Source organism: Paenibacillus sp. IITD108, assembly GCF_036541265.1.
In the GTDB taxonomy this organism is placed as follows: domain Bacteria; phylum Bacillota; class Bacilli; order Paenibacillales; family Paenibacillaceae; genus Pristimantibacillus.
The window spans coordinates 204,874-228,812 of sequence record NZ_JAZHCT010000002.1; the positions used below are offsets into that span (position 1 = coordinate 204,874).

Sequence of the window (23,939 nt, forward strand, 5' to 3'; positions counted from 1 at the left end):
GAGGATGGGTTGCTCATGATGTCCTTACATGGAAAAGTAGCTATTGTTGCCGGAGGCGCTCGCGGAGTCGGACGAGCGACGTGCATTCAGCTTGCTAAACTAGGAGCGAAGGTTGTCGTCAACGACTTTGAAAATGAGCTGGCCGCCGCGGCCGTTGTGTCCGAGATTGTTGCGAATGGCGGCGAGGCATTGACGATTCAAGCGGATGCCCGCAGCGCGGAGCAAATGAAACGGCTTGCGGATGCCGTGCAGCACACCTTCGGGCGTATCGATGTTCTCGTATGCAATGCGGGCAGTAGCGCTAAAGCCGCGACCTTTGCCGAGCTGTCCTGGGAATCGTTCGAACGGCAGTTGACCGATGAGTTGAAGGCGGCGTTCGAATCGACAAAAGCCGTCATCCCGGCGATGACGGCACAGCAATTCGGCCGGATCATCTATTTGTCCAGCACGGAGGGCAAAGACCCTACCCCTTCGTATCTCGCATTCGGTACGGCGAAGGGCGGACTTGATACGTTTGCGCGCTACATTGCGCAGGAGTTCGGCCCCTGCGGGATTACAGCCAATGTCGTCGCGCCCGGCTTCATTCGAAGCGATGAGCCTGCTATGGTCTCTGAGGAAGAGAGCCGCATGATAGGCAGCTTTACGCCGCTGGGCCGAATCGCCGAGCCGGAGGATGTGGCGGGCGTTGTTTCTTTTCTCGCCAGCGACGGCGCGCGCTTTCTGACCGGAACCTATACGCCCGTTACCGGCGGGCTGGTCATGGAATGAGCTGAGGCGGTTTTATGTGCAAAAACGATTCTTTATTGGAACGATTGATCTAACGTGTTGGGCCTATATAGGGGTCAAGACTTTAAATCAGTAAATACTAATCAATATATCATGCCCTTGGTCACGACTGCGCTCATAAAAGGAAATCAAGTTTTTCAGTTCCAAGGTTAACTCTGCGAAAAGCTCATCTGTCTCTTCGTCGACCCAAATGTTCGGGTAAATCTGTTGTTCCCTGAATGCTGAGAGTTTGAATTGTTTTCGTAACTCAATCCTATCGACGGCTTGCAGTGATTCGACAATGCGCGGCAATTCGTCCGAGCCAATGACTGCTATGAAGTCTTCTGTGTCCAGAACATGGACACCTACAATCGCCTCGCTCAAAGGATCATCTTCAATCGGCTGAGATGCAGATACACCAGTTAAAAGAAAATGCAGCCCGTCCCAACATTTATCCATCTCGTAAACCGGACAGAGTCGATTTTCCATCAATTGCTCAATCTTGGTAGGGATAGCTGTATTGTCCAGTTGTGCCACTTCATCCGCCAGAGCATCATTTAAACTCAAGTAACAGGCCATTATTCCCATAAGTCCTCTCCTATCCAACTTCGCAATTTCTTTATCTTTGTTCAAGTTATCGTAATGCCCTTCATTTAGAAAGCCTTTACTATTTTATCAAGTATTCCCGTAATATTAAGAAATACGACGATAATGACTAAAGGGATAATAAACCTCATTATAAAAAACCATATTTGAAACACAGACGCCCCTAAGCGAGAATGCTGTAATAGTTCCTCTCGCAAAGTGCTTCTCTTAATCTTATTAGTAACGAAAATAGAAATCAAAAATACTCCAAGCGGCATTAAAATATTACTAACTAAATAATCAGCCGAATCAAATAAATTGTTTGAGAAAATTAAAACATCAACAAAAGTGCTATAAGATAGGGCAGAGGGAACTCCCACTGCAAAAATTAGAGCACCAACCATAAATGCATATTTTGTTCTTTTCTCTACTTTCCCTTTCACTACAGATGCTACAATGATTTCTAGCATAGAAAAGGCCGAGGTTAATGTAGCAAATAAAAATAATGCTAAAAAAGCTAGTAAGAACACTTCTCCAAAAACGATTTGATCAAACACGGCAGGCAATACAACAAAAAGCAAACCAGGTCCTTCAGTTGGTTCTAATCCCAATGAAAATACAGCTGGAAAGATTGCTAAGCCTGCTAATAGAGCAATCAATAAGTTCATTGTAACGATTGAAACAGCTGGTTGAATCAAGCTTTCCTTTTTTGAAAGATATGAACTATACGTCACCATTACTGATACTCCGACACTTAAGGAGAAAAAAGCCTGTCCCATCGCAAACAAAATACTTCGAGATGTAATATTCGAGAAATCCGGTGCTAGAAAGAACTTCACACCTTCCATTGCGTTATCAAGTGTAAGTGAGCGAATGATTAGAAGAATAAAAAGTACAAATAAAGCAGGCATCAAAATTTTACTTGCTTTTTCAATTCCATTTTGAATCCCTTTTGCAACAACTGCAACGGTAATCGCTAAAAATACAAACTGCGCTGCAATAACCAAGATCGGATTTTCAATCGTCGCATTAAAAACGGAACCGTAATCTGCTCCCTCGCTAATGATTCCGCCAAATAAACCTTTTGCAAAATAGATAACAATCCAACCGCCAATTACACTATAAAAAGACAATAAGAGAAAGCAAGTAAATACCCCTATTTTTCCAATCCAATGCCAATTGCTATTAGGAGCCAAACTACGATAAGCGCTAATTGCTTCCTTTTGCGTGCTTCTGCCGATAACAAACTCTGCCAATAACAATGGGAGACCCATAAACAAAGAAAATAAAATAAACAGAAGAAAAAAGGCGCCTCCCCCACTTATACCGGTGACATAAGGGAGCTTCCATATTGCACCTATTCCTATAGCTGATCCTGCTGCTGATAAAATAAAACCAATCTTCGACGACCATTGTTCTGATTCTTGCATGTGATTCAATCCATTTCATTGTAATTATGTCCTTTATACAATAACGTAAAAAAACAAAAAAGTCATATTTGATGTGTTGACTTCACTCGCCCAGCGACACTATGCTGCAGCCGTTTCTTCCATTACAAAAAGAATACTGAGATGCCGCAGCCATACAATTCCGCAGTTTCACGCAAAAAAAGCCGTTGCACAGTAAGAACCATGCAAAAGCTTCCTTGCAATTACATATATCCGAGCTTACCAAGCAGACATTCTTAACAAAGCATCAGCTCCGCACAGTGTGGCCTGATGCGGCTTGAAGTTGCCTTTATTGTCGCCCTTCACCGATACCGCTGGAAAAATGTCAGCTGCCGAAGCGCTAGCCACTTAGTATGGTTCTGCTTTTGTTCCCGCATTTTCAGCCTTATCTACAGCCTCATTCGCAGAAATAGAACCTTCGCCTTTTTGGGCCTTATACACTTGCATTTCTTTCATTTTTGCAGCAATGCCTTCTTTTACACGACGACCATAATCCTCATCTGCTTGTGTAAAGTGTTCAATCATTGCCTCTTGAATACGCACATCACAAATAGCTAATGCATTCGACAAATTTTTAATAAGCTCTTCTCGTTCCCACTCTTCAAAATTACGATACGTCTCTCCAGCTTGTCCGTAGTTATTTGGGCGATCAATTGGCGCGCTTTGCAATTTATCATTGTACATAGGTTCATGCTTTGGCCGCTTAGTTGAATCAGCTTCCTGCAAACCACCAATCATCGACGGTTCATAATTAATATGAGGATTTCCACCGAATTCTTCTGCACGAGGTACATCCATTTGGCCACGATGCTGATTGGTTCGAACTTGCACCTTTGGCGCATTAACCGGTAATTTCAAATAATTTGTTCCCACTCGATAACGCTGTGTATCCGAATAAGAGAAGGTACGACCTTGCAGCATTTTATCATCGGAGAAATCGAGCCCATCCACTAATACTCCTGTGCCAAATGCAGCAAGTTCAATCTCTGCATGATAGTCTGTCGGGTTCCGATTTAAGACCATTTTACCAACCGGCAAGAAAGGAAATTTATCTATTGGCCATAATTTTGTATCATCAAGCGGATCAAAATCGAGCTCTGGATGCTCATCATCGCTCATCATTTGCACGAAAAGCTCCCATTCAGGGTAATTACTTTCCTCAATAGCTTCATATAAATCCTGTGTTGCATGCCCAACGTTTTTTGCTTGAATTGCATCAGCTTCTTCTTGCGTCAAGTTTCGAATTCCTTGTTTCGGCTCCCAGTGATATTTAATCAAGACAGCCTCGCCTTTATCATTGACCCATTTATACGTATTAACGCCAGAGCCTTGCATGTGACGATAAGTCGCTGGAATTCCCCATGGCGAAAATAAGAACGTAATCATATGAGTTGCTTCCGGTGTACGTGACACAAAATCAAACATTCTTTCTGGATTTGGAATATTTGAAGCTGGATCTGCTTTAAATGCATGAATCATATCTGGAAATTTCATTGCATCGCGGATAAAGAATATTTTTAAATTATTACCGACTAAGTCCCAGTTTCCATCTTCCGTATACATTTTTATTGCAAAGCCACGGGGGTCACGGGCAGTTTCTGGTGAATCCTTTGAGCCTGCTACTGTAGAAAAACGAGCTAGGACAGGGGTTTGCTTACCTGCACCTGAAAACACTTTGGCACGGGTATATTTTTCAACAGGTTCTTGCCCAACCTTGCCATACGTCTCAAAATAACCAAAAGCACCCGCACCACGCGCATGAACAACGCGCTCCGGTACTTCTTCGCGATCGAAATGCGAAATTTTTTCGATATAATGATAATTTTCTAAAGTAGCAGGACCACGGTTGCCAATTGTCCGTAAATTTTGATTATCCGTAATCGGATGACCTTGTCTATTTGTTAAGGTTTCGCGTTTCAATTCCTTTGATACTTCAGTATTATTTTTCTTCAATTAAAAGCCCCTCCTAAATTTCCAACTTTAAATAATAATTACCAATAGCATTGGATACTATTCTAATTTTTGTTCACACATAGAGCTGATACGCTTCGTTACAATCTAAAATGAGCTATTTTCGTTGAAATAACGCTTGTCAGCTTCGTTAGAATTATTTTTCAACAGTCTGCTACTTTTCTATTGGTTCTGTTAATTCTCTTCTCAGTAAAGCAATTTCATGTTTATACGGAGGGTTTTTGTATTTAATAGGTCCTATAGATGGGGTTTCAAGCAGTTTGGGTAGATTAGAAAGTTGAGGATGGTGAACAATATAGTCCAAGGCATGCAGACCTATGAACCCATGTCCGATATTCTCGTGCCGATCTTTATGGGAGCCGCGTTCATTCTTGGAATCACTTGATTGTTCACGGAGTTTGCCAGATTGACTAGGAAAGGAGCGTGAACAACAATATTGCTGATTCCATGCTCTTTCATATGCGCATGCCCCTCTGAAATCTTGTAATCAGAGATCGGTTTTCGTTTCGTATTTTGTGGAGCACCGGTGTATATCAGGAATGTATTCGCTCCGTAAGAAGCAGCCTCTTTGCTGGCTTTAAGCAACATCTCCTTGCCGCCCATAGATACGTGACTTCCGATTAGCATGTACTATCCCCCCGAATTCCGCATTTCGTTAAATAGAATATTTTCAGCGTTTACGGGAAGAGAAGATGTTATACATCAGGCAATAAACAACTGTAATGGAAGTTAAATTGTAAAAGGAGAGCGCCCGTGATGGACGTTCTCCTTGAGAGTACCAGATGAGAATTGAGATAACATGATAGAAAGGCAGATTAATGAATAATATCGTCTCTGGTTTTGGCTTTTTCGTTCATAAACGCCTCGTATTCCTGAATGCCACCCTTGACCAATTGTTCGCGGTAATCATTCAAAATCTGAAGTGCCTTATCATCACTTCCAGCAAAAAAGGCGCTCTCGATGATGTCACGCTGGGTATTGCTATCCAGCAACATTTGAATCTTATCAAATTCCGGATATTCATCATTGAAATAACTTAAGCGATAACCGTCCACTACTGTCAAACCGTATATATTCTTCGCTGTCTCATACAACTCGTCAATATCTGCTGTATCGCCGGCTGCTGTGAACATACGATTCGGCAAACCATATACACCTAACGTATAGACGCTTCCAATCCCCTGATTAACTGCATAACTCGGGTCGTTTTTGGCGTTGGACAAGAACTGTTCCGTGTGCTTCGGTTGTCCGTTCGCATCCATCGTCCAATGCTCGCCCTCAATTCCTAAATATGCCAGGAGTTTGCCTTCCTCACTGTTGATAAAGTTTAAGTAGCGCATCGCCGCTTCCGCATTTTTGCTGTCACTTGTAATAAATAGTCCCGGCACGCCGGATTGTCCTTTTAATACTTTAGACTCCACCATCGTATTTTCACCGTTTGCATCCACAATCGGTCCTACAGGTACATATTCCATTTCCGGATGATCCACATATAAAGACTGGCTTAGAACCGTATTCATGTGAGGATAGTGTGCGCTAACCATAGCTACTCGCCCTGTTGCCATTTTCTCTTTGGCGACCGTATCGTTTTGGCGGAATGCTTCTGGATCAAATAGACCTTCTGACACCAGCTTTCTCATAAATAATACTCGCTTGTCAGTCAACTCCGAGAAGATGCCATGACGGTATTCGCCGTCAATTTTTGTGAAAGCAGTAAAATTATTTTCAGAGAATGAATTGAGCATAGAAGAGTAATTCCAGCCGTTCTGCCATGCACCCGACGGAATAACGGGACGCCCTGCAGTATCTTTGAAATCACCTTCTTTAATTTTCTGCAGCAACGGATACAGATCTTCGGAATGACGAATATCGGATGGTTTAACATTCAATGCTTCGAGTATATCTTTTCTAACGAATACATTGTACGCCCACTGCGTCGTGTCATCAGGACTCAAAGGAGTGTGCATAGGAAGGAAATAGTGCTCGCCATTGAATGATGCATCCTCCAAATCGTTTTCACTGAAGTCAGAAGCCACACCGACAGTAAAAGCATCCTTCATATTGGGTCCATACTGATTAATCAGATCGTTAAGCGGCATGATCAACCCTTCTCGGGCCGCCTTTTTGATCGCAACCGTATGCACATCCTGTCCTCCCCAATAAGGAGCCATCACCATATCCGGCATGTTGCCGGTAGCAAACAATAAATTCAAACGCTCAATTTCAGGAATTGTAATCCACTCGACGTCAAGCGTAACCCCTGTCTTTTCTTTAATAACTTGGGCAACAGGATTATTTACAAGATCGGAAGGCGCCAAGAAGGACAGGCCTTGCCAGGCAACCAACAGCTTCAACGTGACCTCTTCCGGTTTATCGTCGCTGCTGCCGCCGCTTTTTGCATTCGTCTTAGGCGAGACAGTTGGGGAAGCTCCATTATCTGTTCCCGCACAACCCATTACAGCAACTGAACAAAGCAATAGAATCATACAAAGCGAGAAACTTTTCTTAAGCCAAATGTTCATCGTCCAATGCCCCCTCAAAATAATTGTACTTTATTACTCTTTAATCGAGCCTATCATAACACCATTTACAAAATACTTTTGCAAAAATGGATACACACATATAACCGGAATTGTAACGATGATAACAAAAGCCATCCTTAACGCCTCAGGCGTTGTATTGGATACTGCTCTGGCCATCAAGTCGGAATTCATGCTTTGCTGCATTGCATTCGCCTCAAACGATGTTTCCGCAAGCACTTTTTGCAGCAGCGTTGCTGCAGGAATCATATTGGGATCATTCACAAAAAAGGCTCCCGTCACCCAATCATTCCAATGCGCTACCGCCACAAACAGGGCTATGGTCGCCAAAACAGGCTTGGCCAGCGGCAAATAGATTTGAAAGAAAATACGCAAATCGCTTGCGCCGTCTATTTTGGCAGACTCCGACAGGCTGTAGGGAATATTCTCAAAATAGGTTCGAATAATGATGATATTAAAGAAGCTGTACATGCCCGGAATAATGTAAATCCAGATGGAATTGATCAGGCCGATTTGTTTATACAGCATATATAACGGAATAATTCCGCCGCTAAATAAGGTCGTAAAAAAGCAATAGAAAATAATGTATTTCCTTCCGGGCAGCTCCTTGTTCAGAAGCGCATAAGCCGCCATAGAAGTCAGCATAACCGATAAAATGGTTCCTGTCCCTGTGCGAAGCAATGAAAGCTGAAATGCACTTATTATATTGGGATTGCCAAAAGCAGTCGCATAATTGGCCAGTGTAAATTCTCTCGGCCAGAAATAAATACCGCCTCTCAAAGCGTCAATCCCATCATTAAAGGAAAGCACGAAGATGTAATAAAACAAATACACGGTGCTGCATCCAAATAAGATAAGAAAGACATAATTGCACAGGGTAAACCATTTTTCACCTAACGTTTCTTTGTAGAACAATTAGCGTAAGACCTCCCTTCCTTGAATGTTTACCATAAGGAAACACCCGTCGCACGCCTAGAGATCGTATTAGCCGTGAAAATAATGATCAAGGAAACTACGCCTTGAAATAAGCCCGCTACTGTAGCCAGACTGTAATACCCTTGCCTAAGGCCCATATGGATAATGTACGTATCCAATATTTCGGACACGGATAAGTTGCTTGGCTGCCGCATTAAATAAATCTGCTCGTAGCCTGCACTCATTAGCCCTCCCATAGACAATATGAGCAATATTCCGATAATCGGCTTGAGACTTGGCAGCGTGATGTACCACATGCGCTGGAAGCGCTTGGCGCCATCCATGCTGGCAGCCTCATATAGATCGGGATTGATCGCGGATATTGCAGCCAAAAAAATAATTGTGTTCCACCCTACATGCTTCCATATGTCCGACATGACCACAATCGAATAGAACCATGATGGATCTCCAATAAAGAAAATAGGATCTCCGCCAAACAATTTGACCTTCAGTTCATTGATTGGACCTGCATTCGGAGATAATATTTTCGAGAACAGGGTGATAATCACAACCCAGGATACGAAAAAGGGTAGATATGATACTGTTTGAATGACACGTTTGAACCATCGGTTTCTTATTTCATTCAGCAGCAGTGCCAGCCCTAATGCAGCTGGGAAGCCAAACATTAACTTCAAAAAGCTAATGACAAGCGTATTACGGATCAAATCCCAAAACTTATAGTAGTTAACGAACTGATCCAGGTATTTCCACCCCGCCCAAGGAAGCTCCCACATGGTTTTATTAAACTGAAAGTGTTTAAACCCCAATGTGACACCATACATGGGAATGTAGGCAAAGATAAAGTAATAGATCAAGGCCGGAAATAAAAATAAATATAAATATTTGTACCTCCATATCCTCTTCAAGATCATACTATCTCTACCTGATTACGTGTTGGAAAGACAGGGAATTTCTTAGCTGGCTTTGCCTGATACCAATATGCAACCGAACTAATATCATGCGTTCCGGGATAAAAACGTCCCGAGTCCCGCCACCCCAAAGCCTGTATAGTAACCTTCAAATCATTCTGAAAGCGAATCGGGTCGACAACATGCCAACGGTACATAGCGTGCCGGTGTTGGGATTGATACAACCCATCCGGAGTTAGTACCTGATGCATACCCATATAAGGCGTTGTATAAGTCCGGTATTGCCCATCTACATCCCAATTGAATGCCCCGCCAAAATAATCTTCGGTACCCGTACCGCAAATGGTAGGAAATTGCTCATCGCCATCGAGATAAAATTTGATTTCCCCTTCTCCCCACCATCCGTTGTTATTAATCCCCCAGCCCATGGAAGTGCCCACATATTGCCCCTGGCCCTCAATTCCATCCACAATCGTGTATACTTCGCCATAAGGCAACGGATTTTGCCGCCTGAACTGAGCATGGAAGTATGCTGCATCATCCGGCACATCAGTAAGCGTGTAATTGATCTGATAATAAATAACCTGATCCTGAGAAGGATGAATATTCTCCAGTGTCATGTAGCAGCGTTTTCGAAAAGGCATTTCCCAGAAGCAGTTCATGCCTCGGTTCGGATTAACCGCCACCATCATTGAACTGATTTGGGCGAATGGCCCCTTGGTCGGCACAGCCGGATCCATAAATGCAAACGGAGTTGCAAAAAAATCCGAAAGCGGACACTCTACTGACGGCTGCTCGCAGTCATCCCAATAAATCCGTAAAATAAAATCTCTTCCTATTGTGCCAGCAAACCAAATACTTTGAATGGCACCCTCATCTTGAATATCCGCTAAAACCAGCGTCTCCCCAGGCTTTACCCATACGCAAGGCCTGCATTTCCACCCCAATCCAAGCTCTCTCGCGGGACCATTCGGGTCAGCTTCAGCTTTGGCTCCGCCTGCAACTTCGCCTGTAGGATTCTCAGGAGAAATGGATCTCGATCTTGCATTTGATAACTTCCACAAATTATTAGGATGTAATTCCAAACCGTTAAACATCAGTATCGCCCTCTCTAAAGTGTTAATGTATCTATCATAAAATTTTCTGGATAGTTGCATAATGGATTAATCTTTGCTGTGTATTGGACGAAACTCATACGTTTTCTATCAGATTTGATATAAAAAAAAGGAACCCGATTCAAATCGATTCTAAAATCGACAATCCCGGGGTTCCATTTCTTTATTTGGCTGCTTGATTCCGATATTCAAGCGGTGTAATCCCATACATTTGCTTAAACTTGCGGTGAAAGTAATGAACGTCCTCAAATCCCACACTTAGGGCAATTTGCGCAATAGACATTCCAGTAAGCTGCAGCAATTGCTGAGCCTTCTCCATCCTAATGCCCGTTAGTTCCTTGACAAAAGTAATGCCTGCTTCCGCCTTGTACAAGGTTGACAAATAGTTAGAGTTAATGGCGAACTTTCTGGACAGCTCCTTCACGGTTAAATTGTCAGCGTAATTGGCCTGCATATAGCCTCTAATGTTCTGAACAATTGCGCTGCAGTCCATAGGCAGCCGATGTTCCGGCTTGACCAAGGTGACAATGGTTGTTAGTAAATATTGCACTAGATCTTCCGTGCGATCAAAGTGCTGCACCAAATCCATATTCATAAAATCAAAATCAATCGAATCTGGCAGCTCTAATTGCTGCTGAGAGCATAATCGCATCAAAGTCCGAATAATCTCCATGTAAATCAAACGAAAATCTAATAATGAAGCGTCCTTAAGCTTTTTGTTGGATAGCAGCTCTAATAAAATAACTTCGACATTTTTGAAATCCGATAGCTCGATTGCTTTGCTGAGCAGGCTGAGCTGCTCTATCGGAATATCTATACGTGAGGACATAGATACATCCTTGGCATAAAATACGTTATGATTCCCTTTAATAAACCTCAAATCCAATGCTGCGCGGGCTTGTTTGTACAATTCTTCTGAAACCTGCGGCAAAGTCGAGCTGATTCCGATGGTAACCGTTATTTTCAACAGCTTGGTCACGGTTGTAAACAGGCGGAAAATAAATTGCTCAATTTGCGCTGTGTGCCCATCTTTTTGTGCGAATTGCAGTAGTATGTGAACCTGATTTTGGTCCTTCAAATTATTTCCGATCAAAAATTGCCTGTCCATTAACAAGGTTTCTGAAATATTTTTAATCGCGAATTTCATCAAACCCAAATCCTGATATTTAAATCGTTCACCACTGTAATTCGTTCGATCAATATGAACGATGACAAGCGTATATTGCATATTGGGACGATCGAAAAGTTGAAAATACTCTGGTAACGGAGCAGCTGTATGCTCCCACTCTGCAAGCAGATCGCTAGGAAAATATTCTTCACTCTTGGTCTTGTTCTGAGACAAAGCATGATTGAGCACTTGCTCCTCTATCAGCTGCTTGGTCTTCTTCATTTGTATCTCCCGCTTAGCTTCTGACTGCTGCCTCTCCTTGCCTTTCTTCACATCTTCACAAAGATTAGCAAATATAGATCGGAATTGTTCCTCCTTGATCGGCTTTAATAAATAACCCATTACCCCCATATTTAACGCTTGCTCGGCGTATTCAAATTCAGCATGGCCGCTGATGATCATAAACCGCACATCCAGTCCCGCTTCCCTAACTAGCCTGATCAAGGAAATACCGTCTACATCATCCATTTTGACATCTGTAATAATAATATCGGGACATTCTTCCTGAATGATATCCATCGCCATACTGCCGTCAGCAGCCTCTTTCACCCATTCATACGGAACATTTATTTGCTGCAATTTATGCACGATCCCCTTGCGAATCCACTTTTCGTCATCTACAATAAGCACCTTATACATAGCTGTCCTCTCCTATTTTGCAAATGGCATGACTATTGCGACTTTCGTTCCGACGCCTGGCACACTCTCAATCTGTACCCCGTATTGCTGACCAAAGGTCAGATGAACCCTGGAATGAACATTGTGCAGTCCAATACTGTCGCTGTGATGTTCACTGGAAGCAAGCGTATTATTCAGATGCTGTAAAACCTCCGAAGACATGCCTATGCCATTATCAGAAATAACAAGCCTTAACTGCCCGTCCTGCTGCTCCGCCGTCACTTCAATTCGACCGACGCCTCTTCTTCCACGAAAAGCATGGAGTATTGCATTTTCAACAATGGGCTGCAAAATAAGCTTCAGCACCTTGACATTCTGCAGATGCTCCGCAATCTGAATAGAGAGCAAAAACCGGTCATCGAAGCGTACATTTTGAATATTTACATAGTGGACAATATTATTAAGCTCATTGCTTAACGGAACCAGACTGTCGCTTATATTAATGCTATAACGCAGCATATCTCCCAGACTCTCCGTAACTGCGCTGATTTCCCGGGCTTCCATAATCGAAGCCATGGAATTAATTGATTCCAGCGTATTAAACAGGAAATGCGGGTTAATTTGATTTTGCAAAACAGACAATTCTGCTCTTTTCTTGTACAGCCCTTGAATATAATTCTCTTGAATGACTTCATTCAGTCTCCGCACCATGGTATTAAACTGGCTGTCGATAATGGCAATTTCATCTCTGCCTTCAATATATTCGGTTATTTCCAGCTTTCCTTCCTTAACACTATCCATCTTTCTTATAAAACGTCGCAAGCGCTTCATTAATATGAGAGACATCAAATAGCTCATCACAAATGTAAAAATAATGATGGCGATGACAAATGTGACAACCTTACTAAAAACGGCTTTCGTTTTTTGTTCGATTTCAAAATCAGGAAATAGAAAAAGAACCTCTCCATTCAATTTTTCAACGGGCTTCCTTATTAGAACCTCTCCTGATGTCAAATGCACAATCGCGTCTCTATTCTGCATAGTATCGTTGTCAAGCTGAGCAGTAAATTGCTCATGAGAAGCAAATAAAATATTATTTTTGCCATCTCTAATGGCAAACTGATAATCACTGGAATAATTCGTTACAAGGCTTTCCTCAAAGATCAGAGCGGCGTCAACATCAATCTTGATCAAAGCCAACGTGCGGTTGTAAGTGCCATCGCTCAAATCTTTCATTGGACTGGTAAAAGAAACAATTTTCTTCTTCAATCCTAATGTTTGATAGTCAAAAACTAGAGATTCCAACATTAAGGTTGATAGAGCATCGGAATACCAATGCTCCTCCTCCATAGCTTCAAGATTGGCAATATGCCTGCCATCTCTCGGAAATTGCGGACTCTCGGCGTAGAACATAATATTGTAAATCTCCGGATAGTCAGAAAAGATAACATTTTTCATTTCCGATGTAAAAAAATTACTAATATAGACTAAATCTTTGGTATCATACTGATATTGCTGTTGCATAATTGTTTGAAAGTTTTGATTAGATGATAATGTTTGCAACAAATTTTTGTATATCTCCAATTTGTAATTCAAATTTACTGCATACTGTTCTACAAAATGAACATAGTTCGAGCTTACTTCCTGCCTAATCGAATGCTGCATTTCTCTGAAAAAAAACCAGCTTATCAAAAAAACAGGAATCATGACCATGGTAAATACCATGGCCACAATTTTGTTGGAGAGTGACATATTAAGGATAGCTTTTCTCAATGGGATATCCCCATTCTATTTTTTTCTTATATAGTAACATACTAAAACTAGCTAATTATAGCTTTCCTGTCATGCGATCCTATGACATGCTGCTAGAGAAAGTGTTTAGCTTCCCAATTGGTTTGCATCTACAATGTACTTAGTTGAACGACTGTAATACCTTCGCTATCTCCGTTAACATTGACTGCCTTAACTTGAACTTCATAGAGCGTGTTGGCAGCAAGTCCCGTAATAGTGGCCCCGGTTATTGGCGAGACGCCATCAGCCCATTCATACCAAGTGCCGCTGCCGCTTACCCTGTAAGCAATCTTATAATCGGTAATCTCGCTTCCTCCATCAGAAATCGGTGCATGCCAAGTCAGTTTGAGACTTGAACTTGCTCCTGTTCCCGCTAAATTTTCTACAAATCCAGGCTTGGTGCTCGCGCGCTGCTGATTAATGCGAATACTTTCCATTGCCCAATTCAGGTTGGTATCGCCTGTACTCCCTCTGGATGTTGTAATATGGAACCATTCTGTCCATCCATTCCACGGACCAAAGGTGATTCCTGCCGAACCCAGCCCCGATGTAGCCAGTGTTTTCTGCAATTCCAGCCATTGCGGTGTTTTACCATATACATCGCTGTCAGGGAATACATTGGTCGAATCGTAACCTGCAATAACAAAGGAAGCTGTCGGAAACCCCGCATCATTCCATGTCTTCAATAATTTTGTAGCCCATCGCGTTCTTGCTTCGTCACTGCTTCCATCAACTGTTATTTCCCAAGGATGGATTAACAGAACGTACTCATTATTAGCTAGATCCGCAGGTCTCGGTCCATATGCGCCCGGCAGCAATCCGCCCTCCGTTTCTTTTGGCAGTCTTGTCGGATCCAGAGCAAAACCAATTTCAATGTCGTAATGCTCTGCAACAGCTTCCGCTATATTTGTAAGATTGTCTTTAAAAAAGTTGGCCGAATATGTCCCTATTTTTATGGATTCAATAAAGGATACAACCTGTTTCGCCTCGCCATCTTGATTGTACAGCTTAAGCCAGCTCGGGGAATCTCCCCAGCGTTCCGCCCAGTAACCAATTCTATTAACTATGTTTTCATTATTTACGCCAAAATCCAAATAGAAGGGCATTGTGCTTGACGTTTCAATGAGAGGATAGAAATATAGTCCTTCTTCCTCAATTAATGAAATTAAGCGGTCATAGTCCTCGTAAATTTGACCATCAGTACGATTTCTCCATGCATTCATAGGAAGAAACTTGGAACCGCTTAACGTGTCAGCGCCGAAAAAGCTGATTTGCACCGCATTTATACCGATCGATTTCATACGCTGCAGTTGAAGCCGGATATCTTCTTCCTGAAATCCCATTTCTGTTTCTAATGGCAGCGCTGTATAGGCGGACATAAAATTACTGTTCGGAATTCCCGGAAACATCAGGGTTGAAGCCAGCACATTAGATTGAGCGGAGTCATCCGCAATCTTCCCCCAGGAACCGCCAAGTTTGCGAGATAATACATCGGATGAAAGTCCTGCGCCATAACTATTAACGGCCCGAACTCGAAAATCATACCATTGATTCGCATCCAGTCCCGACACAATAGCCGATCTAGAAGCTGTGCTGCTATGCAGCTGCCATGTATCCGAAGCAGAAAGTTTATACTCGACTCTGTAGTTGGTGACCGATGCATAAGAGGAGATGGGCGCTGCCCAGCTTATATTCACTTGATTGCTGGATACGGCGGCTTTTATTTTCCTAACTTTACCCGGCGTCAAATATTGTTCGATTTGATTGGCCTCAATGACGGATCGTTCCGCCGAAGTCAATGCGTCAGCGAATACAAGCACCTCTTGCATATATCCTACCAGTCCGACTCCTATCGCATTGCTTCCGATGGTTGCAGCAGATGTAAGTCCTGCTGTCCCCATATTGCCGAGAACAACATCGCCATTCAATGAAATGGAAGAAGATGAACCATTAATGATGCTGGTGCTTACGAAGCTTTCTCGAAAATCAAGACCCGAGGCCTGTATCAGATGACCAGCATTGCCTGCTCGAAGTTCATTGACTGCAGGAGCAACATTCCAACGGTAGACTTCAGCGCCATTAGGATCAAATATAAAACGGCTGCCATTCCCGAACGTTGTTCTTCCTACCAAGTTAATTGAAAGCGGAGCAGGCGTATTGATCGAGCTTAGAGACAGTTCATTGTACTCATCAAAGTAAATGGCTAGCCTGCCATCCACATACTGAGCTGCTCCTTCACTCACAATCAGCGGCTGAAGATTGGAAACGGCTTGCACCGCATCAGCTCCATTCCCGCTCTGGTCATACCATACCGCGACATGACCGTTTGAGTTTCCTACAAATTTCAACAATGCATCGATGGCCAATTCACCATTAGCAGCACTGTAAATATCCTCTACTGCATTGTCGCTTGATCGTCTTACCTGTATTAACGGTCCATTGTAATCGCTTTCAACCAGACGCAAACTATAAATCGCCGCCTTATTGTCTATATCTTCTATAGTATCTGCAGCCGCACATATCACACTTGAGAAAGTAATTAACCCCAATCCTAATGCCATGCAAAATAATACTCTTTTCATACCTTGAGCCATCATTGTCCACAACCTCCCATCGTTAATAGTCTAATCATAATCGGAATTTCAACTCTTCGTAGTAGACAATAGTTAGATGGCAAGTGGACATTTATTAGTATTACGAACAAATTGCAAATTAGGGCGAAATTTAAAGAAACTAAACCATAGTGCCCATTTATAGAACAGGCTGCCTAAGCGGTTCCAGTGCTCGTGACTGATCTACATAGATAAAAGCATCATACCGGCTTGGGAGTATGGATGGCACATAGTTACCACACTCAAATTCCGGGTGGTAAACAACGTCAATTGCCCGATGTCCAAGCGGTTGATTGAGCACCTTGCATAACAATCTCAATATCACCAACGGCTTGTACGACCATATGTAGATCTTCCATCGTCTTAATGGGCTTAGATGTTTTTTGAATTTCAAGTATAATTTCTTCTTCCTGCATATACATTCACCCCCTTTGAATTGTCATGTTTAGGTACGAATTAGGTAGATAATACTTGCATCTTTCAATGATGGTTTACCTATCATTTCCGCCAAATGGTGCATCTATTCGGGAAACAGCGATGATGTAAGTGGTTGTGTTCATACCAATTGAAAAATCAAATTTAAATAACCCTTAGCACGTTGTGATATGTTAAGGGCTTCTAATTACCTTTATAGAGTGAACGAAAAAGACACCCAAATTCGGTGCCTTTTATAGTTATATCCTATTCACTTGTTACTGCTCACCTTGGGACAGCTCTTTATTCTTCATTTAGTTTTGATATTCCGTAAAGATTTGAAAGGTGACGCCGTATTTGTCCGTTACATCTCCAAATCCAGGACTAAAAGACTCTTCCTGAAAAGGGATATTGACTTGCCCATCTTGCCTTAGGGCTTCATAAATTTGTTTTGATTTTTCCACATCGTTTGTTGTAATGCATATGGTAACCCGTTTTCCGTCTGCTATATGCAGACCTCCTGGAGCATCAGAAAACATGAGTTCCGTCTCACCTACTTGTAACTTTGCATGTGCTATGAGATTCTTTAGTTCATCATTAAAAGTATTTGGCATTTCCGGCATTTCTCCGTAAGTAATAATCGAGAGAACCTTTGCGCCGATTGTTTGTTCATAAAACTGAATAGCTTCTTTTGCAGTTCCCTCCAGTGTTATATAAGGGGTTAGCTTTACTGTCATCCTTGCACCCCTTCTTCTGTGTATTGTTTGAAATTGTCCAGAATCGCTTGCCAGCCCGCTTGCTGGAATTCGACGGGATGGGTGCTTTCAGCATCAAAAGTTTCAACAACCTTCGTTTCGCCGCCTAGATCCTCGAAGGTGATCTCGACCTTTCTTCCATCCTCTATGGTGTATGAAATCAGCTCATGCTGCTGTACTTCATCATATACCCCAAAAAAATCAAACCCCATGCTTCCATCCTTCGCTTCCATTCTAGTTAGAAACTTTCCACCAGCTCGCAAATCATTCTCCGCCCTCGGCGCATGCCAATCCTCGGATGCTTGATTCCATTTCGTGATGTGCTTCGGCTCTGTCCAATAGCTCCATACTTGTTCAATTGGCGCTTTCACTACTGCCTGAACGGTTACTTTTGTCGATTTGCTTATATCCATTTTGAACGACACCTCTCTTAATATCATCGTTATTTTGTTTCTCAATAATATAGACGTCAGTCGAATTCAAAATTCATCGGTGAATTTGCTCCGGCAGCCCAAATCGAGAAAATAATTTGGTGTTAATAAAATTTTGAACATGGAGTATTTTCTGATCCTTGACTTCGAGAACGTGAATCCCCCAAGGAATCAGGATGGTTGTATCTTCAGGATTCGGTGCATACTGTGCTAATGCGGGATAACCTCCGTTCACAGCTACCGGCTGAAAGCGGGAACCCTCGCAATGCCAGCGAGTCAGTGAGAAGAACTTGAACAAATCGTCCTTGCCACGTATCCACATCGGGAATGGAGGCATGGACATACAGCCTTCCTCATGGAATAATGCAACAAGCGCATCAATATCAAATTTCTCAAAAGCATCCACATACCGGGACAGCAGCTCGTGATCAGGCTCAACATCCATTCGGCTGAGCTCGTCGGAACGCAGTTTGGTCCGGTCCATCGTCTCTCTAGCTCTTTGTAGGGCGCTGTTAACGGCCGCTGGCGACATGCCTAGTGTTTCAGAAATTTGCTTGGAGGTCCACTCAAATACGTCTTTCAAAATAAGCACAGCACGTTGACGAGGCGGTAAGGCTTGTAAGATGGCTATGAAGCAGAGCTGCAGGGTGTCTTTGCGAATGAGGGCATCTTCAGGATTCTCCCCAAAGTCAGGAGCAAGCCATATCCATGAAGAGTCAGGCAGCGTTTTCCTGGGTTCTATAATAGAGGTCGCAGGATCTGACAGATCAACGGGAAGGATACGGCGTTTAGCTTGTCTTAGTTTATCCAGACATAAGTTAGTTGCGATACGGTAAACCCATGTTTTAAACGAGGATTCTTGCCTGAATGAGTTCCAGCTTTGCCATACACGTATGCTAGTCTCCTGGACAGCATCGTCCGCGTCCTCGATAGATCCAAGCATTCTGTAGCAATACGATGTTAACTCCGGCTTCAAATTCTCTAATAACTGCAAATCAACTGTCGTCTCGTTCATATTAGCCTCCTTTTTTAGGGAAAATGTATTTAGTGTGTGTGTTATCGTATTCTCTAGATCTCGTGTTCTCAAGGTTTTGTAAGTGCTATTCTAAAACCAAGGTCATCTATCTTGAATTCAGGCATGCTTTTCCTTCTGACCGTTGAACCACAATTGTTTTCAACCTCAGCCCAACTGCCTCCGCGGAAGACCCTATAATTCCCATATCGATTAGTATCATATAGATCCCAGCACCATTCCCACACATTTCCGATCATATCGTAAAGCCCCCAGGGATTAGGCAGCAGCTTTCCGACATGTTGAGCTGATCCATTGGAGTTTTTTAGATACCATGCGATTTGATCAATTGCTGCATACCGATATCCCGTGGTTCCCGCTTTACATGCATACTGCCATTCGGCGTCTGATAGCAAACGAAAGCCATTCGCCTTGTTGTTATATATCGTGTTCTTACTTTCACTGTCGATATTGTAGCATTCAGTCCTGCCAAGCATTCTGGACAATTTGTTACAAAAGACAAGCGAATCTATCCACGAAACTTCCGTAATTGGGAGGTTACACACATTCGGTTCTACTTCTTCTTCGTTCAGTACAAAATGATACAAATGCTGTGTTACCGGATACTTCATTACATAGAAAGGTTCAATCGTTTCCGTCCATGTAATAACCTTTCTATTACTTCCACTTCCAGGGTCTGATAACGTGTAATCCGAACTAAGCCATTTATTCATATTGATATAATCGCGCAGTTCAACGGATCCACCCTCTATTAGCACCATCAAATTCATTATGTCTTTTAGAAAACGCTCTTTGTCATTTCCGTACTTTTCTATAATCTTATTTCCCTCCTGTCTTTCGAGGTGCTGCTTCAAGGTTAAATCTAACATGTATGACTTCCTCAATACCACCAACGAATTCCATTCTGGAACCGTATTTTCCTGCAAAGCAGCTTTAAAAAGTTTTAAAAATATTTTTTTGTGGTAGGTTCAGCTTAACGGGGTATTGGCGATTTAGGTGAATTACCTTCGACGAAGATACTTGCAAAAGAGATGATTTAACTATCTATTTTTTTGCAGGCAGACTAAGGCATTAAAAATGAGCTGGCGGAAACGTACCGTGAGCTCATTTCCATACCGTATCATTTTATAAGGCAAATTTAGTGTAAAGAGGACGGCTCAGTCGGCTGGATCAGGCACCTTTCGCGACTCCCGGCGCGAGGTGCTCGGTCAGCCCGGACTGACGTCCATCACTTCTCCGGAAGGCTGGATCAGCGCGATTTCGAACCTGCAAGGCCAATGCATGTCTGGCGCAAGCGTTAAGGCATTAATTCAAATGGCCGGGGGCAAAGCACTTCTATTCGGAAGCTCTTCCGGTGCAATTTTGGCTCTTAAGGCAGCCAGCCATTAGAAGAGCAGGTCACAAGGCTGTATCTGTATGAGCCTCATTTTTTTATTAACGATAGCCATAAGCCGGTTCCGGCAGAATACGTCGAGCACTTGAACAGATTGAAGCTGACAGAAAAAGCGTTGCGGTTGAATATTACATGTCGGAAGCACTTGGTATTGCTGGGGAATATATCGGCTACATGAAGGCCGACCCTTCTTAGAATTCGATGGAGGCATTGGCTCACACTCTCGCTTACGATGGCATGATTATGGACGACACACAATCCGGCAAGCCGCTTCCGTTCAACCGCTGGAACGTCCATATTCCGACTATGATTAGAGAACAGTGAACTCTTGTTTCACGATGCAGCCAAAGAGCTTGCTGGACTTCTATCTTACCTATCTTTATTTCGAATCACATATTTATTTACTTCCTAGGATCGGATGGTTTAAAGAGTGTGAATCAAGCGACTAATACGAAATAGATTCGCTTCGTTTCTTTTATATGTAGTGTTCAGTCCGCTGTCTGAAAACTGAATGCTTTAGAGCCACCCCTGATGCAGGATGGCTCTCTCTTAATGCATCTATCACGTAATCTGCTTGCTCTACCGAACCTTTTTAACAGGAATCCAAGGCTCGACATCAACTTCTTCTGTAATGATCTGCTTCTCTACACCAACTTGGATTTCTGGCCCTACTTGTATTGCAGGTCCCTCAATTTGCTCATACCCTGAAGTTGGGAACCATCCCCCGTAAATTTATTTCCATTTTTCTGGCCCCCAAGGAATTTTTATATCAATTACAACCCAGGTCATAGCCGGTACAAATAATTGAGAGAATTTATCTGGGCATGGCTTCGTTGAAACAACTGATAAATAGTAATTGTAATCAGCCATTCTTCGTCCAGCCCCCTCGGCTACATCCACATGAAGAATACCGTAAGGCTCTACATTATTAAGCGATTTCAGCTCAGCGAACGTGGTGTGATCGGTTGATCTCCAAACTTGTTCGACACCAGGGCGTTCACCCATTTCGATTGGTTATTCCAATTACCTGAAATGCTTCCTTGCTTTCAATTCTAAATTTCATCGGTTCGCCACCTCCAATAGATAATAGAAAAGTCATTGGAGGATACACTTTTAGAGATTGATTCGATATTCTCATTTCTGTTGGTATCATTCCATGCTGGTTTTGAAAAGCGCGTATAAAAGCGTCAGGTGACTGGTATCCATACTTCATGGCAACATCAATAACTTTGGCTGAGCTGTTCCTTAGTTCAAATGCTGCGAGAGTTAGACGTCGGCGCGACGAATATATTCATGAAGAGAAATATCCGCCAAGTAGGAAAACATTCTTTTGAAATGATAAACAGAACAATTCGCATATCTTGCAATAACATGTTCTTCGATTTCATTCTCCAAATTCTGTTCAATGTGGTCTAAAGCTTTATTGAGATTTTCGAGCATATTCACCCAATGACCTCCCCTCTCCTAGAGTAGCAGGAATAATTTCATGTCATCCGATTCATCAAGCTCAACCTCTGCAGGAGTACATCATTCATAATTCGCTATCGTCTTTCACAGCCCCTGCCCGCTAATCCTTGATAAAAAGCTTGCCGTTTAGTGCTTCGACAACCCTAACATTAAATAACAAGAGCCCCCTCAGCAATAACGAGAACGGGCTCTTGATGGAAAAATGCCTAGTTTTTGCAACCGTTTTTGTCACAGGTGATCTTGGAGTGACTATCAACCCAATGAGTTGGATTCTCATTAGTGTTAAAACCACAGCCAGTTCTACCGCCTTTGACTCCACTGTGCACAATGTTTGTCGGGGTATGCTTTACCGCCATCCCTTCACCTCCAAAATCCAATACTGGATTAGTTATATATCTATACTAACAAATAACCAGTTTGGGAACAAGTGTTCCTTTATGTGATTTAGTATCACCCTAATTTTGGGAGTAATGAATATCTACACTTATTTTTACCTTTTTAAGTAATTTCGAGCATTCGGTAAATCTGTCCGTTAGCTTAATAGAACGAACGAGCGCCCCGGCACATTACCGCCAATATTTTTGCCTACTATCGAAAAACTGCGGTTATCGTTTTTTAATTGCACATTCGGGTTTCGCCCCAAAAACCATTGCCATTACTTATGAGGCTTTTCGTATTGAGTTAAAGAAGATAATTATAAGAATGCAGAAAGAAGTTGAATCAATATCTTGGGAGTATGTTCCTTCCTTAGTAGGATTAGCCCAACTACCCCAACAATAAGTACATTGGAAGCACTAAGTAAACAAACAGGGCAGCCTCTAGAAAAAGCTCGTGAAATGCTAGAAAGCACAACTCAAAAAGCGAAAGGTTTAGGACTTGAGTATCGTTATGACAATATGATATGGCAAGATACATTGAACACACACCGTGTCGCAAAGTATGCGCAAGAAGTCGGTAAAGGAAAGGAATATCCAGAACGGATATTTATGCGGTATTTACTGAAAATAAATTTCTTCCGGACAATGAGCAACTTATCGCTTTAGCAAATGAAGCAGGTCTTGATGAAAAAGCTGTAAGAAAAATTGTCGAAGATGCCCATGCATATTGGGCTGAATTTGAAAATGATAAAGTGGAAGCATCTAAATTGCAAATCACTGGTGTTCCATTCTTTGTTATTAACCGTAAATATGCTATTTCAGGCGGTTAGCCCCAAGGGGTTTTTGAAAATGCATTACAACAAGTTGCTGAAGAAGAAGTTGATTAAACCTGACCTGAAAAGTTTTGGTTCATCTGATAGGGTTTGTGGACCTAACGGGTGTTCACTCTAAATAGATAGAACAACTTAAGAGAAGCTCTTATCAGATTGGACTACTACAAAATTTTATGAATGTTTTTATTCAGTCCAAGATTCGCCCTCTAGCTGTACTAAGGAAGAAAGAAGTTAATTCTCAGACCAACCTCTTTCTTCTTTATGAAGCTTAAGGAATCGAACCCCTGACTTGTCATTGTGAGCGAAGCGCTCTCCCAGCTAAATTATTCCTTTGATATATTTTCATTTCTTTGAGTAGTGAAGCACGTCTAGAAGATAAAAAGCCCAAGTACTAACAACGCTCGGTATCGACTGGCAGGTAAATGTGACTCTGATATATTACTTCCTTACGAGCGACACACAGTTCTCCACATGTGTCGAGTACTTACTTAAGCTCCAATCCGCAGATTGAGCATCGCTGCTTCTACCTTCAACTCAACCCTCCGCGTTACCACTATTTGTAATACGGTTCACCGTAGTGTATCTAAAGGAGATTTATTTATTGCTTAAATAAGCTATAATTAACTGATAGTAATTAAAGAAAACCACAATAAACTAGAATAACGGTGGTCGTATGCGGACAACATTTAAAAATGAGGATGCTGAAATCAGCATCCTCATTTTTAATCTTTTTTATGTTACCGTTCACTCTATTTCTTAAAAAGCAACCATTACTATGC

Annotated in this window: 22 protein-coding genes and 2 pseudogenes; 5 read left to right on the top strand and 19 right to left on the bottom strand. The window is 42.4% G+C overall.

Going from position 1 to position 23,939, the window contains the following annotated elements; genetic code table 11:
* Nucleotides 1-15 precede the first annotated feature (15 nt).
* Complete coding sequence (locus V1L65_RS02505; protein WP_331697488.1) at nucleotides 16-768, top strand: SDR family NAD(P)-dependent oxidoreductase; 753 nt, start codon at nucleotides 16-18, stop codon at nucleotides 766-768.
* Nucleotides 769-855: 87 nt separating this feature from the next.
* Here V1L65_RS02505 and V1L65_RS02510 read toward each other — a convergent pair whose 3' ends face one another.
* The 18 genes and pseudogenes from V1L65_RS02510 to V1L65_RS02595 form a co-directional block, all read right to left on the bottom strand.
* Complete coding sequence (locus tag V1L65_RS02510) at nucleotides 856-1,398, bottom strand: YfbM family protein (RefSeq protein ID WP_331697489.1); 543 nt, start codon at nucleotides 1,396-1,398, stop codon at nucleotides 856-858.
* Nucleotides 1,399-1,418: 20 nt separating this feature from the next.
* A complete protein-coding gene (locus V1L65_RS02515; RefSeq protein WP_331697490.1) occupies nucleotides 1,419-2,780 on the bottom strand; it encodes a sodium-dependent transporter in 1,362 nt (453 codons plus the stop codon).
* 237 nt (nucleotides 2,781-3,017) lie between these two features.
* A complete protein-coding gene (locus V1L65_RS02520; protein ID WP_331697491.1) occupies nucleotides 3,018-3,146 on the bottom strand; it encodes a hypothetical protein in 129 nt (42 codons plus the stop codon).
* The gene (locus V1L65_RS02525) at nucleotides 3,147-4,751 is read right to left on the bottom strand and encodes a catalase (protein ID WP_331697492.1); all 1,605 of its coding nucleotides are present in this window, start codon (nucleotides 4,749-4,751) and stop codon (nucleotides 3,147-3,149) included. It lies immediately after the preceding gene.
* A gap of 172 nt (nucleotides 4,752-4,923) precedes the next feature.
* Nucleotides 4,924-5,396, bottom strand: a pseudogene (locus V1L65_RS02530) (hypothetical protein).
* Between the two features lie 188 nt (nucleotides 5,397-5,584).
* The gene (locus V1L65_RS02535) at nucleotides 5,585-7,291 is read right to left on the bottom strand and encodes an extracellular solute-binding protein (protein WP_331697493.1); all 1,707 of its coding nucleotides are present in this window, start codon (nucleotides 7,289-7,291) and stop codon (nucleotides 5,585-5,587) included.
* A gap of 33 nt (nucleotides 7,292-7,324) precedes the next feature.
* Nucleotides 7,325-8,224, bottom strand: a complete 900-nt coding sequence (locus tag V1L65_RS02540; protein ID WP_331697494.1) for a carbohydrate ABC transporter permease — start codon at nucleotides 8,222-8,224, stop codon at nucleotides 7,325-7,327.
* Nucleotides 8,225-8,253: 29 nt separating this feature from the next.
* On the bottom strand, nucleotides 8,254-9,018 hold the full coding sequence (locus V1L65_RS02545; RefSeq protein ID WP_331697495.1) for an ABC transporter permease: 765 nt from the start codon (nucleotides 9,016-9,018) through the stop codon (nucleotides 8,254-8,256).
* A gap of 134 nt (nucleotides 9,019-9,152) precedes the next feature.
* A complete protein-coding gene (locus tag V1L65_RS02550; protein WP_331697496.1) occupies nucleotides 9,153-10,217 on the bottom strand; it encodes a glycoside hydrolase family 172 protein in 1,065 nt (354 codons plus the stop codon).
* A gap of 214 nt (nucleotides 10,218-10,431) precedes the next feature.
* Entirely contained in the window at nucleotides 10,432-12,075 is a 1,644-nt protein-coding gene (locus V1L65_RS02555) for a response regulator transcription factor (protein ID WP_331697497.1), read from the bottom strand.
* Between the two features lie 12 nt (nucleotides 12,076-12,087).
* On the bottom strand, nucleotides 12,088-13,827 hold the full coding sequence (locus V1L65_RS02560) for a sensor histidine kinase (RefSeq protein ID WP_331697498.1): 1,740 nt from the start codon (nucleotides 13,825-13,827) through the stop codon (nucleotides 12,088-12,090).
* Between the two features lie 128 nt (nucleotides 13,828-13,955).
* Nucleotides 13,956-16,442: a fibronectin type III domain-containing protein gene (locus V1L65_RS02565; RefSeq protein WP_331697499.1), complete on the bottom strand. Its 2,487-nt coding sequence runs from the start codon at nucleotides 16,440-16,442 to the stop codon at nucleotides 13,956-13,958.
* Nucleotides 16,443-16,596: 154 nt separating this feature from the next.
* Nucleotides 16,597-16,782, bottom strand: a complete 186-nt coding sequence (locus tag V1L65_RS02570) for an erythromycin esterase family protein (protein ID WP_331697587.1) — start codon at nucleotides 16,780-16,782, stop codon at nucleotides 16,597-16,599.
* Nucleotides 16,724-16,873: a hypothetical protein gene (locus tag V1L65_RS02575; protein WP_331697596.1), complete on the bottom strand. Its 150-nt coding sequence runs from the start codon at nucleotides 16,871-16,873 to the stop codon at nucleotides 16,724-16,726. The genes V1L65_RS02570 and V1L65_RS02575 overlap by 59 nt, the downstream gene beginning before the upstream one ends.
* A gap of 312 nt (nucleotides 16,874-17,185) precedes the next feature.
* Complete coding sequence (locus tag V1L65_RS02580; protein ID WP_331697500.1) at nucleotides 17,186-17,608, bottom strand: VOC family protein; 423 nt, start codon at nucleotides 17,606-17,608, stop codon at nucleotides 17,186-17,188.
* Nucleotides 17,605-18,039, bottom strand: a complete 435-nt coding sequence (locus V1L65_RS02585) for an SRPBCC family protein (RefSeq protein WP_331697588.1) — start codon at nucleotides 18,037-18,039, stop codon at nucleotides 17,605-17,607. The genes V1L65_RS02580 and V1L65_RS02585 overlap by 4 nt, the downstream gene beginning before the upstream one ends.
* Nucleotides 18,040-18,112: 73 nt before the next feature.
* On the bottom strand, nucleotides 18,113-19,144 hold the full coding sequence (locus V1L65_RS02590; RefSeq protein ID WP_442955661.1) for a sigma-70 family RNA polymerase sigma factor: 1,032 nt from the start codon (nucleotides 19,142-19,144) through the stop codon (nucleotides 18,113-18,115).
* On the bottom strand, nucleotides 19,141-19,851 hold the full coding sequence (locus tag V1L65_RS02595; protein ID WP_442955663.1) for a formylglycine-generating enzyme family protein: 711 nt from the start codon (nucleotides 19,849-19,851) through the stop codon (nucleotides 19,141-19,143). Before V1L65_RS02595 ends, V1L65_RS02590 begins: the two co-directional genes overlap by 4 nt.
* Nucleotides 19,852-20,290: 439 nt before the next feature.
* On the opposite strand from V1L65_RS02595, the gene V1L65_RS02600 reads away from it, so the two are divergent.
* Nucleotides 20,291-20,479, top strand: a complete 189-nt coding sequence (locus V1L65_RS02600; RefSeq protein WP_331697503.1) for a hypothetical protein — start codon at nucleotides 20,291-20,293, stop codon at nucleotides 20,477-20,479.
* 205 nt (nucleotides 20,480-20,684) lie between these two features.
* On the top strand, nucleotides 20,685-20,807 hold the full coding sequence (locus V1L65_RS02605) for a hypothetical protein (protein WP_331697504.1): 123 nt from the start codon (nucleotides 20,685-20,687) through the stop codon (nucleotides 20,805-20,807).
* Nucleotides 20,808-21,062: 255 nt separating this feature from the next.
* Here the strand turns inward: V1L65_RS02605 and V1L65_RS28690 are convergent.
* Nucleotides 21,063-21,929, bottom strand: a pseudogene (locus V1L65_RS28690) (AraC family transcriptional regulator).
* 857 nt (nucleotides 21,930-22,786) lie between these two features.
* Between V1L65_RS28690 and V1L65_RS02625 the strand changes: the two are divergent.
* Together V1L65_RS02625 and V1L65_RS28695 are read left to right on the top strand one after the other, a co-directional pair.
* On the top strand, nucleotides 22,787-22,993 hold the full coding sequence (locus tag V1L65_RS02625; RefSeq protein WP_331697507.1) for a hypothetical protein: 207 nt from the start codon (nucleotides 22,787-22,789) through the stop codon (nucleotides 22,991-22,993).
* A complete protein-coding gene (locus tag V1L65_RS28695; RefSeq protein WP_442955664.1) occupies nucleotides 22,984-23,157 on the top strand; it encodes a DsbA family oxidoreductase in 174 nt (57 codons plus the stop codon). Before V1L65_RS02625 ends, V1L65_RS28695 begins: the two co-directional genes overlap by 10 nt.
* Nucleotides 23,158-23,939: the final 782 nt, after the last annotated feature.

What these genes read in the sequence shown, in the direction of transcription:
- V1L65_RS02595 (WP_442955663.1), bottom strand. Translation starts at nt 19,851, where the DNA reads ATGGTGCTAATAGAGGGTGGATCCGTTGAACTGCGCGATTATATCAAT.
- V1L65_RS02575 (WP_331697596.1), bottom strand. Translation starts at nt 16,873, where the DNA reads ATGCAGGAAGAAGAAATTATACTTGAAATTCAAAAAACATCTAAGCCC.
- V1L65_RS02580 (WP_331697500.1), bottom strand. Translation starts at nt 17,608, where the DNA reads ATGACAGTAAAGCTAACCCCTTATATAACACTGGAGGGAACTGCAAAA.
- V1L65_RS02515 (WP_331697490.1), bottom strand. Translation starts at nt 2,780, where the DNA reads ATGCAAGAATCAGAACAATGGTCGTCGAAGATTGGTTTTATTTTATCA.
- V1L65_RS02565 (WP_331697499.1), bottom strand. Translation starts at nt 16,442, where the DNA reads ATGATGGCTCAAGGTATGAAAAGAGTATTATTTTGCATGGCATTAGGA.
- V1L65_RS02555 (WP_331697497.1), bottom strand. Translation starts at nt 12,075, where the DNA reads ATGTATAAGGTGCTTATTGTAGATGACGAAAAGTGGATTCGCAAGGGG.
- V1L65_RS02545 (WP_331697495.1), bottom strand. Translation starts at nt 9,018, where the DNA reads ATGTGGGAGCTTCCTTGGGCGGGGTGGAAATACCTGGATCAGTTCGTT.
- V1L65_RS02585 (WP_331697588.1), bottom strand. Translation starts at nt 18,039, where the DNA reads ATGGATATAAGCAAATCGACAAAAGTAACCGTTCAGGCAGTAGTGAAA.
- V1L65_RS02535 (WP_331697493.1), bottom strand. Translation starts at nt 7,291, where the DNA reads ATGAACATTTGGCTTAAGAAAAGTTTCTCGCTTTGTATGATTCTATTG.
- V1L65_RS02605 (WP_331697504.1), top strand. Translation starts at nt 20,685, where the DNA reads ATGGAGGCATTGGCTCACACTCTCGCTTACGATGGCATGATTATGGAC.
- V1L65_RS02505 (WP_331697488.1), top strand. Translation starts at nt 16, where the DNA reads ATGATGTCCTTACATGGAAAAGTAGCTATTGTTGCCGGAGGCGCTCGC.
- V1L65_RS02625 (WP_331697507.1), top strand. Translation starts at nt 22,787, where the DNA reads ATGCTAGAAAGCACAACTCAAAAAGCGAAAGGTTTAGGACTTGAGTAT.